12 protein-coding genes are annotated in these 13,707 nt (G+C 66.8%); 2 read left to right on the top strand and 10 right to left on the bottom strand.

Features of this window, described 5'->3' with window-relative positions:
* From U4Z31_RS30145 to U4Z31_RS30125, 5 genes are all read right to left on the bottom strand, one after another.
* Positions 1–1,143, bottom strand: a 1,143-nt coding sequence (locus tag U4Z31_RS30145; RefSeq protein ID WP_321812222.1) for a methyl-accepting chemotaxis protein, incomplete at its 3' end; no start/stop codon positions are given.
* 123 nt (positions 1,144–1,266) lie between these two features.
* The gene (locus U4Z31_RS30140; RefSeq protein ID WP_321812221.1) at positions 1,267–2,400 is read right to left on the bottom strand and encodes a hybrid sensor histidine kinase/response regulator; all 1,134 of its coding nucleotides are present in this window, start codon (positions 2,398–2,400) and stop codon (positions 1,267–1,269) included.
* 505 nt (positions 2,401–2,905) lie between these two features.
* Positions 2,906–4,489, bottom strand: a complete 1,584-nt coding sequence (locus U4Z31_RS30135; RefSeq protein ID WP_321812220.1) for a Na+/H+ antiporter — start codon at positions 4,487–4,489, stop codon at positions 2,906–2,908.
* Between the two features lie 245 nt (positions 4,490–4,734).
* Positions 4,735–6,168 (bottom strand): aldehyde dehydrogenase family protein, encoded by a 1,434-nt coding sequence (locus U4Z31_RS30130; protein ID WP_257770668.1) that lies wholly within the window; start codon positions 6,166–6,168, stop codon positions 4,735–4,737.
* Between the two features lie 28 nt (positions 6,169–6,196).
* Positions 6,197–7,837 (bottom strand): acetolactate synthase large subunit, encoded by a 1,641-nt coding sequence (locus U4Z31_RS30125; RefSeq protein WP_321812219.1) that lies wholly within the window; start codon positions 7,835–7,837, stop codon positions 6,197–6,199.
* A 395-nt stretch (positions 7,838–8,232) separates the two neighbouring features.
* Here U4Z31_RS30125 and U4Z31_RS30120 point away from each other — a divergent pair, with 395 nt between their 5' ends.
* Both U4Z31_RS30120 and U4Z31_RS30115 read left to right on the top strand, forming a co-directional pair.
* Complete coding sequence (locus U4Z31_RS30120) at positions 8,233–8,550, top strand: type II toxin-antitoxin system RelE/ParE family toxin (protein WP_321812224.1); 318 nt, start codon at positions 8,233–8,235, stop codon at positions 8,548–8,550.
* Between the two features lie 3 nt (positions 8,551–8,553).
* Complete coding sequence (locus U4Z31_RS30115) at positions 8,554–8,853, top strand: addiction module antidote protein (protein ID WP_006750245.1); 300 nt, start codon at positions 8,554–8,556, stop codon at positions 8,851–8,853.
* A 48-nt stretch (positions 8,854–8,901) separates the two neighbouring features.
* Here U4Z31_RS30115 and U4Z31_RS30110 read toward each other — a convergent pair whose 3' ends face one another.
* From U4Z31_RS30110 to andAc, 5 genes are all read right to left on the bottom strand, one after another.
* Positions 8,902–10,188, bottom strand: coding sequence for a DUF445 domain-containing protein (locus U4Z31_RS30110; protein ID WP_321812218.1), 1,287 nt, complete (start codon positions 10,186–10,188; stop codon positions 8,902–8,904).
* A 164-nt stretch (positions 10,189–10,352) separates the two neighbouring features.
* The gene (gene andAa, locus U4Z31_RS30105; RefSeq protein ID WP_321812217.1) at positions 10,353–11,573 is read right to left on the bottom strand and encodes an anthranilate 1,2-dioxygenase system ferredoxin--NAD(+) reductase; all 1,221 of its coding nucleotides are present in this window, start codon (positions 11,571–11,573) and stop codon (positions 10,353–10,355) included.
* Positions 11,563–11,889 (bottom strand): anthranilate 1,2-dioxygenase ferredoxin subunit AndAb, encoded by a 327-nt coding sequence (andAb, locus tag U4Z31_RS30100; RefSeq protein ID WP_044847551.1) that lies wholly within the window; start codon positions 11,887–11,889, stop codon positions 11,563–11,565. Before andAb ends, andAa begins: the two co-directional genes overlap by 11 nt.
* 25 nt (positions 11,890–11,914) lie before the next feature.
* Positions 11,915–12,400 (bottom strand): anthranilate 1,2-dioxygenase small subunit AndAd, encoded by a 486-nt coding sequence (gene andAd / locus U4Z31_RS30095; protein WP_321812216.1) that lies wholly within the window; start codon positions 12,398–12,400, stop codon positions 11,915–11,917.
* A 17-nt stretch (positions 12,401–12,417) separates the two neighbouring features.
* Entirely contained in the window at positions 12,418–13,689 is a 1,272-nt protein-coding gene (gene andAc, locus U4Z31_RS30090; RefSeq protein WP_321812215.1) for an anthranilate 1,2-dioxygenase large subunit AndAc, read from the bottom strand.
* Between the last annotated feature and the right edge of the window lie 18 nt (positions 13,690–13,707).

The following is a 13,707-nucleotide window of genomic DNA, read 5'->3' as shown; positions in this document are numbered from 1 at the left end:
CTCGTTGAGGATCGCGAGCTTCGCGTTCACCGAACCGGCCGCGTCCATCACGCTGCGCATGGTCTCGCCCATCCGCGTGAGGCCGCTCTGGCTCACGCCCGCGAGCGTCGCCGACTGCTCGGCCACGCCGGCCACCTCGTTCATCGTGCGCAGCAGGTCGCGCGACGTCGCGAAAATTTCGCGCGACGTCGCACCGATCTCGGTCGTCGTCGCCGCGGTTTCGTTCGCGGTCGCCTGCTGCTCGCGCGACGTCGCCGCGATTTCGGCGACCGACGTCGTCACCTGCAGCGACGACTGCTGCGCGCGCGCGACCAGTTCGGTCAGCTCGTCGGCCATCCGGTTGAAGCCCGTCTCGAGCGTGCCGAATTCATCGCGGCGGCGCAGGTCGAGGCGGCGCGTCAGGTTGCCGGTACGCATCACGTCGTGCACCTCGACGAGCCGCGTCATCGGCACGGTGACGGAACGGTACAGCCCGTAGCCCAGCCCCAGCGCGGACAGCAGCACGATCGCCAGCGCGGTCGCGAGCACGACCTCGGTGTCCTGCACGGATTCGCGGATCAGCTTCGCGGACTGGTCGGCGAACTTGCGGTTCTCCTGCACCAGGATATTCGCGTTGCGCACGACCTCGGCCCATGAAGGCTGCACCTTCGCATAGGCGGCGACGGCCTCTTCGCGCGACACGCGGCTCTTCTGCACCGCGTCGTTCAGCAGCGGCAGGTAGCGGTCGAAGGCGCCTCGAAACGTCGCGAAGCGCTGGCGGTCGTCATCGCGGAACGTCGTGTTCTGGTAGTCGACCGACAACGACTCGACCTCCTTGAGCGCCTCGCCGATCTTCGCGAAATCGCGCTGCACGAGTTCGGGATCGGTGTCGACGAACGTCGCCTGCTGCAGCGCCGTGAACGATTCGTTGACCGCGCCGCGCAGCGACGCCGCGAGATAGACGCCGGGCAGCGAATCGCGTTCGATGCTGACGGCTTCGCTGTTGATCGCGCGCAGGCGCTCGTAGGACACGCCGGCCATCACCAGCATCAGCACGAACAGCACGCCGAAGCTGATCAGGATACGGTTGCCGAGCGTCAGCCGGGCGGCGCCGCTCGTCGTGTGCAGGCTTTCATTGGTCGCGCGGGGCGTCACGGTGGCCATGTTCGTTATGGGCTTTCTAAAATCAGCGTTGAAAAAATCCGCGCCCGCCTGCGCGCCGGACGGCGCGCCACGAGCGCATCGGGGTCTGCGGGCAACGCGGCACCGGCGGGCCGCGCCGCGAAATCATCGCTCCGCTTGTGCCGGCAGCCGAAGCGCGACCATGAAGCCGCGCGCCGTATTGCGCATCAGGATCTGGCCGCGATGCCGCGCGGCCGTCGCGCGGACGAACGCAAGCCCGAGGCCGAAGCCGCCGCGCGCCGCGCCATGCGCGGATTCGAGCCGCACGAACGACTCGGTCGCGGCCGTGCGCTGCTCGGGCGCGATGCCGGAGCCGGTGTCCTCGACGCCGATCAGCCACGCACCGTCGTCGTCGCTCAGCGTGCAATGCACGTCCGTACCGGCCGGGCCGTACTTCAGCGCGTTGTCGATCAGGTTCGCGACCGCGCGCGTGAGCATCATGCGGTCGCCCATCGTCACGCACTCGGTGCCGGGCACGTGGGCAACGACCCGGCTGCCGAATCCGGCCGCCTTCTCCCACAGCTGGTCGACCGCGTCGAGCACGATCTCGTTGAGGCTCAGGACCTCGTGCGCGCGGCGTTCCGACTGCGCGCGGGTCAGGTGGATGAAGCCGTCGGCGAGCGCGAGCGCGCGCCGGGCGTGGCCGGCAATGCGCTCCATGATCGCCGGCATGTCGCCGTGCTCGGTCCGGTAAACCTCGAGCAGCGCGAGAATCGAGGTCTGCGGCGAGCGCATGTCGTGCGACAGGAAATCCAGCGCTTCGTCGCGCTGCCGCGACATCAGGTACGAATTCGAGTGATAGCGGATGCGCGCGGTCAGCTCCATCGCGTCCGGGAGCTTCACGAGATAGTCGTTCGCGCCGGCGATGAATGCCTCGCGCTTGACGATCGGCTCTTCCTTCGCCGACAGCACGATGATCGGCACGCGTGCGGTGTCGGCGTTCGCGCGCCACGCGCGAACGAGGTCGAGGCCGTCGATGTCCGGCATCACGAGATCCTGCAGGATGACCGTCGGCTTCACGTCGCGCGCGACCGCCATCGCCCGGTGTGCGTCGGTGCACACATGCAGGTCGATATCGTGCTCGCTGCGCAGCGCGCGACGGATCACCTCGCCGACGAACGGCTGATCGTCGACGAGCAGAACCGATAGCCCCGATTCGAGACAATCCGGCGCATTTTCACCGCTGGATTCTTTCATAAATACCGTTTCAAACGCCAAATCTCCAATTGATTCTTTCATAGGAGTTGTTTATCCGACTTGGACGCCATCTTAAAACATGGCGGCAGAGAAATCCGCCTGTGTTGCCGATCTGGCCTGTCGGCATTGCCTCGCGGGGATCCGAACGTCGAATTCACCCCGACGACGGTCGCATTACCTCCGCGCGCTTTCTCTCAATAAAGATAACCGGCTGATTCTAAATGAAATTAGAACACAGCATCTATCTCCTTCCGGTTTAGTTTTGCCAAATATGATGAGAGAGCGGAATTCAGATAAATCAGATCATTTCCTGGCGCGAAAGACGACAACGTTTGCGAAGCCGCCGCCATGAGGTTTGCATGCGCTGCAAGGCCGCCCGTCGAACGGATCGGGACCGGATTTCGATGCGACGGAATGGGGAAGGTGGAGAGGAGAAAAGCACGCGCCGCAACCGGATCGGCCGCGACGCGGCACGCATCGAACGCCGCCGGCCGGCGCCGGTGGCGCAGCAAGGCGGCCGTGCGCTCACGCCCGGCCGCGCGGCCGGTTACCCGCGCGCGTGCTGCGCGGACACTTCCTGCAGGTCGAGATCGCGCTCGACCACGTGCAGCATCTCGTCGTGAATGCGGCCCGTACGATGCAGGCGCAGCAGCTCCGCGCGCCCGGCCTTGATCGCGGCCAGCACGACGTCGTAGTGCGCGACGCGGACCTCCGCCGGATATTCGGGCTCGTTCTTCGCCCGCTCGGTCAGCTCCGCACGATACGTGTATTGCTCCAGCAGGCGCGGATGAATCACGTTGCCGCTGTCGTCGCGCACCAGCGGCTGGATCGCCGCGAGCTGCGCTGCCTCGATATGCGCCCACGTCTGCGGCTCGGTCAGGTGATGCGCGGCGCGCTCTTCGCGTTGCGGCAGGCGCAGCAGCCGGATCAGCGGGCCGATGGTCGTGCCCTGCAGCAGCACGGTGACGAGGATCACCGCGAACGACGCGACCAGGATCACGTCGCGGCCCGGCAGCGCCTCCGGCAACGACAGCGCGATCGCCAGCGTCACGACCCCGCGCATGCCGGCCCAGCTCATGACCGTCGCGGCCTTCCAGTCGGGCGCGCCGCCGCGCCGCACGATCCCGCGCACCGGCCACTTCAGCACCTCGACGGCATAGATCCACACGAAGCGCGATACGATCACGGCCGCCAGCACCGCGAGCACGGCCGGCATCATCGTGGCGAGCACCTGCTCGAAGCCGCCGAGCCGGTGGATCGCGCCGCGCAGCGACAGCCCGATCAGCACGAACACCAGCGCTTCGAGCAGGAACACGATGACCTGCCAGAACGCGGTGCCGCGCGTGCGCACGGCCGCCGAGAACACCTCGTGCTGATGCCAGCCGACGATCATGCCGGTCGTGACCGTCGCGATCACGCCCGACACCTCGGCCATCTCGCCCGCGATGTATGCGATCCAGCCGGCGATCACCGCGACGGTGACCACCAGGTAGTCGTCGTCGAGCAGCTTCAGGAACCACACGACGAGCTTGCCGACCAGGAAGCCGACCACGACGCCGCCGAGCCCGAGTTCCGCGAAACGCACGACCGCGTGCTCGAGGCTGAACGCGCCCGTCAGCGCGGCGGCGACCGCGAAGCGGAACAGCACCAGGCCCGCCGCGTCGTTCAGCAGGCTCTCCCCTTCGAGCAGCACCATCAGACGGCGCGGCAGCGCGACGCGTTCGAGCACCGCCTTCGCGGCCACCGCATCGGGCGGCGACACGATCGCGCCGAGCGCGAAGCACGCGGCCCACGGCAGCGACGGCACGACCCAGTGCACGGCGAAGCCGACCGCGAACGTCGTGAACACCACCGCGCCGATCGCGAGCAGCAGGATGCCGCCCACATTGCGCTTGAACTCTTCCCACACGGTGAAATACGCGCCGTCCATCAGCAGCGGCGGCAAGAACACGAGCAGCACGAGCTCCGGATCGAGGTTGATCGGCGGCAGGCCGGGAATGAACGCGATGCCGATGCCGCCGATCAGCAGCGCGGCCGCTGGCGGCAACCGCAACCGCTTGGCGATGTATTCGAGCGCGACGATCGCGAGGAATGACAACAGAACCAGCTTGAATGCCGAGACGGGGGACATGAATCGACCTCGTGAGGAATGAATGCGCACGCCAGCCGGTGTCGTACCCCGGTTGGCCATTTCGCGCGATTACATCACGATGCGATGCGTGCAGTCGAGCGCGCTCGGCCGGCGCGGCACGCGCTGCCGCGACGATGGCGCACGGCGGACATCGCCGCGATCCGTCGGTGTGCGCCGAAACGAAAACGGCACGCGGGCCGGCGCGATGCGCCCGCCCGCGTGCCGTCATGCGGCGCCCGTCGCGGCTAGCGGCGCCGCACGACCATCAGGCGCGGCTCGGTCATGTCCTCGATCGCGTAGCGGATTCCTTCGCGGCCGAGCCCCGAATCCTTCACGCCGCCATACGGCATGTTGTCGACGCGGAACGACGGCACGTCGTTGATCACGACGCCGCCCACCTCCAGCTCGTCCCATGCGCGCTGCGCATGCGCGAGCGAATCGGTGAACACGCCGGCCTGCAGCCCGAAGTCGCTGTCGTTGACGCGCGCGAGCGCATCGTCGAAGCGCTCGAACTTCTCGAGGATCGCGACCGGACCGAATGCCTCCTTCCGGTAGAGGTCCTGTTCGCGGCCGACGTTTTCCAGCAGCGTCGCCTCGAACATCGCGCCGTCGACCTTGCCGCCCGCGACAATCTTCGCGCCCGCCGCGACGGCCGCATCCATCCAGCCCGACAGGCGGCGCGATTCGGATTCCGAGATCATCGGGCCGACGAACGTCGATGGATCCTTAGGATCGCCCATCTTCAGCGAACGCGTCTTCGCGACCAGCTTGTCGCGCAGCGCGTCGTACAGGTCCGCATGCACGAGGATCCGCTGCACGCCGATACAGCTCTGGCCCGACTGGTAATACGCGCCGAACGCGAGACGCTCGACCACGTAGTCGAGCTGGTCGCGCTGGTCCGCGTCGACGATCGCCGCCGCGTTGCCGCCGAGCTCCAGCACGACTTTCTTCTTGCCGGCCTTCTCCTTCAGCGCCCAGCCCACGGCGGGCGAGCCCGTAAACGACAGCAGCCTGAAGCGCTCGTCGGTCGTGAACAGGTCCGCGCCGTCGCGATGCGCGGGCAACACCGAGAATGCGCCCTTCGGCAGGTCGGTTTCGGCGAGCACCTCGCCGATGATCAGCGCGCCGATCGGCGTGCGGCTCGCCGGTTTCAGCACGAACGGACAGCCTGCGGCCAGCGCCGGTGCGACCTTGTGCGCGGCGAGGTTCAACGGGAAGTTGAATGGCGAGATGAACGAGCACGGGCCGATCGGCACACGCCGCGTATAGCCGGTGTAGCCTTGCGCGCGGGCCGAGATCTCGAGGTTGATCACTTCGCCGTCGATGCGCACCGACTCCTCGGACGCGACGCGGAACGTATCGATCAGCCGCGTCACTTCGCCCTTCGAATCGTTGATCGGCTTGCCGGCCTCGATGCACAACGCCTCGGCCAGCTCGTCGAAGCGCTCGCGAAAGCGCGCGACACAGTGGTCGAGCACCGCCTGCCGCTTGTAGGCCGGCAACTCGCGCATCGGCTTCGCGGCGTCGACCGCCGCGCCGATGGCCGCATCGATCGCCTTCGCGTCGGCCAGCGCGACGCGCGTCGCGACCTTGCCGCTGAACTTGTCGGTGACTTCCAGATCGGTGTTCGCGTAGACGGCCTCGTTGGCCAGATAGTACGGATAGGTATCCTTCAGCATGGAGCGCTCCTTCCGGTGAACGGCGGATTCAGAGTTGCGCCGACAGGCGCTTGATTTCGCGGTTGAGCACGCGCTCGTTGTCCGAATAGTCGATCGGCACGTCGATCACGTGCACGCCCGGCGTCGCGAAGCAGTCGCGCAGCAGCGGCTCGAGATCGTCGGCCGCTTCGACGCGATGCCCGTGCGCGCCGTAGCTCTGCGCATACGACACGAAATCGGGGTTCTTCAGCGTCATCGCGAAATCGGGGAAGTTCATGTTTTCCTGCTTCCAGCGGATCATCCCGAACGCATCGTCGCGCAGGATCATCACGACGATGTCGAGCTTCAGCCGCACGGCCGTTTCGAGTTCCTGCGAATTCATCATGAAGCCGCCGTCGCCGCAGACGGCGATCACCTTGCGCTGCGGATGCACGATCTTCGTCGCGATCGCCGACGGCAGGCCGGCGCCCATCGACGCGAGCGCGTTGTCGAGCAGCAGCGAGTTCGGTTCGTGCGCGCGCCAGTAGCGCGCGAACCAGATCTTGTACATCCCGTTGTCGAGACAGACGATCCCGTCGACCGGCAGCGCGTTGTACAGGTCGTTCACGATCCGCACCGGGTACATCGGGAAGCGCGGATCGTGCTGGCCCTTCTCGAGGTGCGCGTCGAAATGCGCCTTGATCATCTTGAAGCGCTCGAAATCCCAGTGCGATTGCGGCGTCACCGCTTCCTTCATCTGCCACACCGCGTTCGCGATGTCGCCGACCACTTCGATCTGCGGGAAGTAGACGGGATCGACCTGCGCGCCGAGGAAGTTCACGTGGATCACGGTCTTGTCGTCCGTGCGCATGAAGAACGGCGGCTTCTCGATCACGTCGTGGCCGACGTTGATGATGCAGTCCGCGTGCTCGATCGCGCGATGCACGAAGTCGCCGTCGGACAGCGTCGCGTTGCCGAGCCACAGCGGATGCGTTTCGTCGATCACGCCCTTGCCCATCTGCGTCGTGAAGAACGGGATGCCCGTCTTGTCGACGAATTCGAGCAGCATCTTGCAGGTCGTCTTGCGGTTGCCGCCCGCGCCGATCATCAGCAGCGGGTGACGCGCGGCCTGGATCGCGTCGACCGCGTGCGCGACCGCCTTCTCCTCCGCCACCGGCCGCCGGCTGTAGCTGCGCGGAATCGGCTTGCCGTCGCCCTCCTCGTGCGCGATGTCTTCCGGCAGTTCGAGGTGCGCGGCGCCCGGACGCTCCTCCTCCGCGCGGCGGAACGCCTCGCGCACCGCCGACGGAATGTTGCCGATCGACACGATCTGCCGCGTGAACTTCGTGAGCGGCTGCATCATGTCGACGACGTCGACGATCTGGAAGTGGCCCTGCTTGCTGGACTTGATCGGCTTCTGCCCGGTGATCATCAGCATCGGCATGCCGCCGAGCTGCGCATACGCGGCGGCCGTCACGAAGTTGGTCGCGCCCGGCCCGAGCGTCGCGAGACACACGCCGGTGCGGCCCGTCAGGCGGCCGTAGGTGGCGGCCATGAACCCGGCCGCCTGCTCGTGCCGGGTCAGCACGAGCTTGATCTTCGATCGCCGCAGCGATTCGAGCAGATCGAGGTTTTCCTCGCCGGGAATGCCGAACACGTACTCGACGCCTTCGGCTTCCAGCGCCTTCACGAACAGATCCGATGCTTTCATGGGGGACTCTCGGTTGATGCCGCCTGCCCGGCCTACGGGCGCGCGACGTTCAGAACGCGCGCCGGCCTACGGCACGCGGACGCTTTACCTACTGGACACAAACCACGGCACTGCCCGCCGTGCGGAGCAACGTGTGCAACGCACGACGGCGCCTCCCTGGGCGGGAGGACAAACGGATTCACCCGCGCGCGGCAAGCACGCGCGGGCGGCAAGGACGTTTTTGATTGTAGACGGATTCGCGGAATTCCGACTTCGGCCGAATAGCCGGGTCCGGCCGCGCGAAAGGGTCGGCCTGACGGCCAATTCGACCTCAAGCGGCGCGCGCGGCCCTATCGTTGGGGGCAAGCCAATTTCATTCAACGAACCTGTGAACCATGGTTGACATACCGAGATCCATGCCCTACAGTGCCCCTACGTTCAGTATCCGGACCACCGATGTCTTCGACGCGTGGTTTGCCGGCCTGCAGGATCGCGTCGCCAAGCGGCGCATCCAGGCCCGCATCGACCGCCTGTCGATGGGCAATCCGGGCGACTGGAAATCCGCCGGCGCGCCCGTCGTCGAAATGCGTATCGACCACGGCCCCGGTTATCGCGTCTACTACGTCAGGCGCGGAACGATATGGGTGATCCTGCTCTGCGGCGGCGACAAGTCGACGCAACAGGCGGACATCCGCGCCGCCCATGCGATGCTCGAGCGGCTCGACCTGGAGTAACCGATGGACAAGATCAAGACCCGGCCGTGGGATTCGGCCGAACACCTGAAGACCGACGACGACATGGCCGACTACTTCGAGGCCTGCCTGCAGGAAGCCGGCGACGACCCGGCCTTCATCGCGCATGCGCTCGGCGTGATCGCCCGCGCGCGCGGCATGTCGCAGGTCGCGCGCGACGCGGGCCTGTCGCGCGAAGGGCTGTACAAGGCGCTGTCGCACGACGGCAATCCGAGCTTCGGCACGATCCTGAAGGTGATCAAGGCGCTCGGCCTCCAACTGCACGGCGCGAAGGCGCACGCGTGATGCGGCGGCACACGATGCCGCGCCACATGCTCGACGCTCGGGGCCGCATCAATGCAGCCACCCCGCGGCCCAGCGCGGCACCAGCGACACCAGATACAGCCCGAGCCCGATCAGCCCGCCGACCAGCGTGCCGTTGATGCGGATGTACTGCAGGTCCTTGCCGATGTTCAGCTCGATCTGCCGCGACATCTCGCGCGCATCCCAGTTGCGCACCGTGTCGCGGATGTGACGCATCAGGAAATCCGCGAAATCCGGCGCCATCTCGTGCACGGCCTTCTCGATGTGCTCGTTCAGCGACGCGCGCAGCGTCGGGCTCTCCGCGAGCCGCGCGCCGAGCCAGCCGCCGAGCGTCGCGGCCTGCCGGTGCAGCGTCGAATCGGGCCGTGCGAGATCGGCCTTCAGCCATGCGCGCAACTGATCCCACAGATCGCGCACGTAGTCGTTGAACGCGTCACCATCGCGGATGTAGCGCTTGATCTCGTCGCCCTTCGCGATGAACGCCGGGTCGTGCTTCAGCCGCTCGGTCAGCCGCACGACCGTGCGGTCGAAGCGCTGCCGCAGCTCGTGTTCGGGATCGGCCGCCACGCCCTCGAGCACGCGGCTCACCGCGCTCGCCAGCATGCGCGCACCGTTCTCGCCGAACCACTGCGTCGGCATGATCTTCTCGATCTTCGGGTATTGCGTCTTCAGCCATTCGACGATGAAACCCGCGATCACCTCGCGGTTCTCCTCCTTGTCGAGCACGTCGACCACCTGTTCGATCGCATCGTCGAGCAGCGCCTGGTGGCGGCCGTCCTTCGTCAGCGTGTCGAGGATCGCGCCGGCCGACTGCGACAGGTCGATCCGGTCGATCACCGCACGGAACGCGTCGTGGACGAACGACTGGATCCGCGCGTCGTCGGTCATGTCGAGCGCGAAGCTCATCAGCTTCGTCACGTAGCCGCCGAGCGCGTCGGTGTTCGCGGGCTCGCCGAGCCATGCGCCGAGCTTCTGCGCGGGATCGTGCTGGCGGATCTGCGCGGCGAGCGCGTCGGGGCCGAGGAATTTCTCGCGCACGAACACCGCGAGGTTGTCGGCGATCTTGTCCTTGTTCTTCGGGATGATTTCGGTGTGGCGCGACACGAACGGGATCGGCACGCGGCGGAACAGCGCGACGACCGCGAACCAGTCGGCGAGCGCGCCGACCATCGCAGCCTCGGCCACCGCCTTGAAGCCGTCGACCCACGGGCCGCGCGGCAGCAGGATCGTCGTGACGAATACCGCGACGGCGGCCAGCAGCAGCCATAGCGCGCGGCGCTTGCTGCGTTTCAGTTCGAGGGCTTTGTCTGTCGTCATGGGCGACCGGTGAAGCGGCAATGCCGCTAATATGCACCGATCGCCGGCCCGCGACAAACCCGTGCGCATCGCGCGCGCCGGGAATGTTGTCCCGAACGGGTTTCCTGCGGCGTTCAAGCGATCCGACGCGAACACGGCCGCCCCGGCCACGTTCGCGCGTTGCCTCAGAGAAACGTCTTCAGGTTCACCGCCGGATCGGCTAGCTTCGCCGGATCGGGCACCGCGCCCGCCGCAATCAACCGACGCGACGCGCCGATGTCGCGCCCCAGGTTCGCCGCGGCCACCGCGACGATCTTCCCGTCGTCGCCCAGCCCGAACACCGTGAACGGCCCGCTCGCGGGATCGCCGCGCACGACGGTCGTCCGCTCGCTGCCGAACAGCCCGAGCATCTGCAGGTTGCAGTCGTACTGATCGGACCACAGCCACGGCAGCTCGGCATAGGTTTCGTCCGCGCCGAGCAGGTTCGCGGCCGCGACGGCCGGCTGGTTTTCCGCGACCTGCCACGACTCGATCCGTACGTGACGCCCGAGCAGCGGATTGAAGTGCATCGTCACCTCGCCGGCGGCGAAGATCGCGCGATCGGCCGTCCGGCATCCCGCATCGACACGGATCCCGTTGTCGACCTCGAGGCCGGCCGCCTGCGCGAGCTCGACATTGGGCACGACGCCGATCCCGACGACCACGATATCGGCCGGCACGTCGCCGCGGTCGGTCTCGACGATCGCGCCGCCGCCCGGTGCGCGGCGAATCGCGCGCGGCAGCGTCGCCATCTGGAAAAGCACGCCGCGCGCGTCATGCAGTTGCCGCGCATACGCGCCGACGACTTCCGGCAACGCACGCTGCAGCAAGCGCGCAGCCGGGTCGATCACCGTCACGTCGCAACCGAGCTGGCGCGCCGCGGCCGCCACTTCGAGGCCGATGAAGCCGCCGCCGAGCACCGCCACGCGACGCCCCGGCGCGAGTCGCGCGCGCAACGCACGCGCGTCGGCCACGGTGCGCACGTAATGCGGGACGACGCCTTCGTCGACCGGCCCGCCGAACGCACGCACGCGCGAACCGGTCGCGAGCACGAGCCGCGTGTACGGCACCGTCGCATCGTTATCGAGCCGTACACGCTGCGCGGCGCGGTCGATCGCGTCGACGCGCGAGCCGAGCCGCAACTCGATGCGCTGCGTGTCGTACCACGCGGCGTCGCGGATGAACGCGCGCTGCTCGCCGCCGTCCGTCAGCAGCGCGTCCTTCGACAGCGCGGGCCGATCGTACGGCAGCTCGCGCTCCGCGCCGATCATCACGATGCGTGCGTCGGCGTCGCGCGCGCGCAGCGCCTCGGCCGTGCGCCGCGCGGCGTGGCCGGCGCCGACGATCACGAACGGGTCAGCCGACATTGACTTCCACCTGCCCGTCGACGATCCGGATCGGATAGGTCCGCACCGGCTCGGTGATCGGCGCGCATTTCGGCGCACCCGTGCGAATGTCGATCAGCCCCTGGTGCAGCGGGCATTCGACGCAGCCGTCTTCCACATAGCCTTCGGACAAGCGCGCGTGACCATGCGAACAGAGGTCATGCATCGCGAACAGTTCGTCGCCGATCCGGAACACCGCGATCGGCTTCTGGCCGGCGACGCGCGCCGCCGGTTCGTCTTCGGAGAATTCGTCGAATGTGCCCAGCGGGTGCCATTCGGCGAGCGTTGCTTCGGTCATGTCGTTTCCTTGGCTGTCGGATCGGTCAGATCGGGGTGGCGAGCAGCGTCTGCACGCGCGACGTGTCGTAGATCACGCGCTTGGTCTTGTAGCGCAGCCCGTCGGGCGTGCGCACGACCGTGTCGTAATACTTGCCGGCCTGGTACACGTTCGATTCGCCGTTGCTGCGCGTCTGCACGACCACGTAGTTGCTCTCGGTGTCGATCTCGCCGTCGCGTTCGGCGACGACCGTGAGGCCCGACGTCATGTGCCGGTACGTGTGCTCTTCGAAGATGTTCGCGTGCCGCAGCGACACCACGCGGTCGCGCAGCATCCGCTGGTTCGTGCAGTGGACGATCCCGACCGGCAGCCCGAGATCCGCGTTCTCCTTCGGCACGATCTCGTACGTGCAGTCCTCGGTGAACATTTCCGGCCAGCGTTCGAGCCGGTCGTTGTCGAGGTGGCCGATGTAGCGGTTCTGGAGCATGTAAATCTCGAACCACGTCTTCATGTCTTCCGTCAGGTTTTCCATCGTTCCGCGCTCCCGCTTCAATAGCCCATCAGCTTCTGATAACCGACCCAGAACTTGCGGATCAGGCTTTCGGTGATCACCGTGTCCTGCTGGTCCGGATTGCCGCGCGACATCTCGATCACCGACGTCGCATTGGCGTCGCGCACCGTGCCGCGCTGCACGAGTTCGGTCGCCTCCGTGTCCTCCATCGAGATGTAGCCGGCCGGCCCGACGAGGTTCGCCTGCTTGATGCGCAGCGCGCGCAGCTCGGGCGTGTCGTCCGCGTAGCCGAAGAAGTGGAAGATCAGCTCGAAGTTGTCCGGCCCCTTCGGCAGGATCTGGCGCGCGACCAGCGTGTTGTGGATCTGCTGGATCACGAGCTGCGGGAAGATCGGCTGGATGTGGTTCGTGCAGTCCTCGTCGTATTCCGACACGAGATCGAGGATCGACTCGTCTTCGAGATGGAAACCCTCGTCGAACGAGCGGATGTTCTGCTGCTTGTATGCGGCCGACGTGTCGTCGCCCGTCTTCGTGACCGTGATGATGCTGTGCAGCCCGTGGTTCGCATCCGGAATCGAGCGCGCCTTCATCCCGACGCGGAAGATGTTGAAGGTCGTATGGAACAGATGCAGCATGCTCGCGTGATACGGATCCTTCACGTTCTCCATGTACAGCTTCCAGTTCGACTTCGAATACTGGCGCGTGCAGCCGAGATACTCGATCGGCTTGTGGAAGATCCGGTCGATCCACGGACGCATCTGCTCGCCCAGGTATTCGGGCAGCGGCGCCACGTCATCGCTGAAGGTCGCGAACACGAGCCCGCGATAGCTGTCGACGCGCAGCTTGCGCAGCCCGTGCTGCTTCGGGTCGAAGTCGGCCGGCATCCCGGTCATCCCCTTCTGGCCGCGCCGGAACGGCACGCCGAGCAGGTTGCCCTGGTTGTCGAAGCTCCACTGGTGGTAGACGCACGTGTGCGAGCTCGCGTTGCCGCGCGACTTGCGGCAGACCTGCGCGCCGCGGTGCGCGCAGCGGTTCACCCACGCGGACAGCGTGCCGTCCTCGGTGCGCGTGACGACGACCGGCGTATCGCCGACGAACGTGCTCTTGAAGTCGCCGGCGTTCGGGATTTCCGCTTCCAGCGCGACGAAATTCCAGGTCGGCCCGCGGAAGATGCGTTCCTGCTCGCGATCGTAGACCGCGCGCGAGCTGAACACCTTGTACGGCACGCGCGAACCGTCTTCGTGCGGAAAGCGCACATCGGACGCGTCGTCACGCGCGGCGAATACGACGGGCGATTCTGTCTGCTCCATGTCGGACTCCTTGTGGTT

The organism is Burkholderia sp. BCC1985, assembly GCF_905339915.1.
Classification (GTDB): domain Bacteria; phylum Pseudomonadota; class Gammaproteobacteria; order Burkholderiales; family Burkholderiaceae; genus Burkholderia.
The sequence above is the reverse complement of the archived record's forward strand: the minus strand, read 5'-3'. Positions and strand labels throughout refer to the sequence as shown.

Excerpts from the sequence above, each read along its gene's own strand:
- U4Z31_RS30140 (WP_321812221.1), bottom strand. The coding sequence starts at position 2,400 with ATGAAAGAATCAATTGGAGATTTGGCGTTTGAAACGGTATTTATGAAA.
- U4Z31_RS30135 (WP_321812220.1), bottom strand. The coding sequence starts at position 4,489 with ATGTCCCCCGTCTCGGCATTCAAGCTGGTTCTGTTGTCATTCCTCGCG.
- U4Z31_RS30130 (WP_257770668.1), bottom strand. The coding sequence starts at position 6,168 with ATGCTGAAGGATACCTATCCGTACTATCTGGCCAACGAGGCCGTCTAC.
- U4Z31_RS30125 (WP_321812219.1), bottom strand. The coding sequence starts at position 7,837 with ATGAAAGCATCGGATCTGTTCGTGAAGGCGCTGGAAGCCGAAGGCGTC.
- U4Z31_RS30120 (WP_321812224.1), top strand. The coding sequence starts at position 8,233 with ATGCCCTACAGTGCCCCTACGTTCAGTATCCGGACCACCGATGTCTTC.
- U4Z31_RS30115 (WP_006750245.1), top strand. The coding sequence starts at position 8,554 with ATGGACAAGATCAAGACCCGGCCGTGGGATTCGGCCGAACACCTGAAG.
- U4Z31_RS30110 (WP_321812218.1), bottom strand. The coding sequence starts at position 10,188 with ATGACGACAGACAAAGCCCTCGAACTGAAACGCAGCAAGCGCCGCGCG.
- andAa (WP_321812217.1), bottom strand. The coding sequence starts at position 11,573 with ATGTCGGCTGACCCGTTCGTGATCGTCGGCGCCGGCCACGCCGCGCGG.
- andAb (WP_044847551.1), bottom strand. The coding sequence starts at position 11,889 with ATGACCGAAGCAACGCTCGCCGAATGGCACCCGCTGGGCACATTCGAC.
- andAd (WP_321812216.1), bottom strand. The coding sequence starts at position 12,400 with ATGGAAAACCTGACGGAAGACATGAAGACGTGGTTCGAGATTTACATG.
- andAc (WP_321812215.1), bottom strand. The coding sequence starts at position 13,689 with ATGGAGCAGACAGAATCGCCCGTCGTATTCGCCGCGCGTGACGACGCG.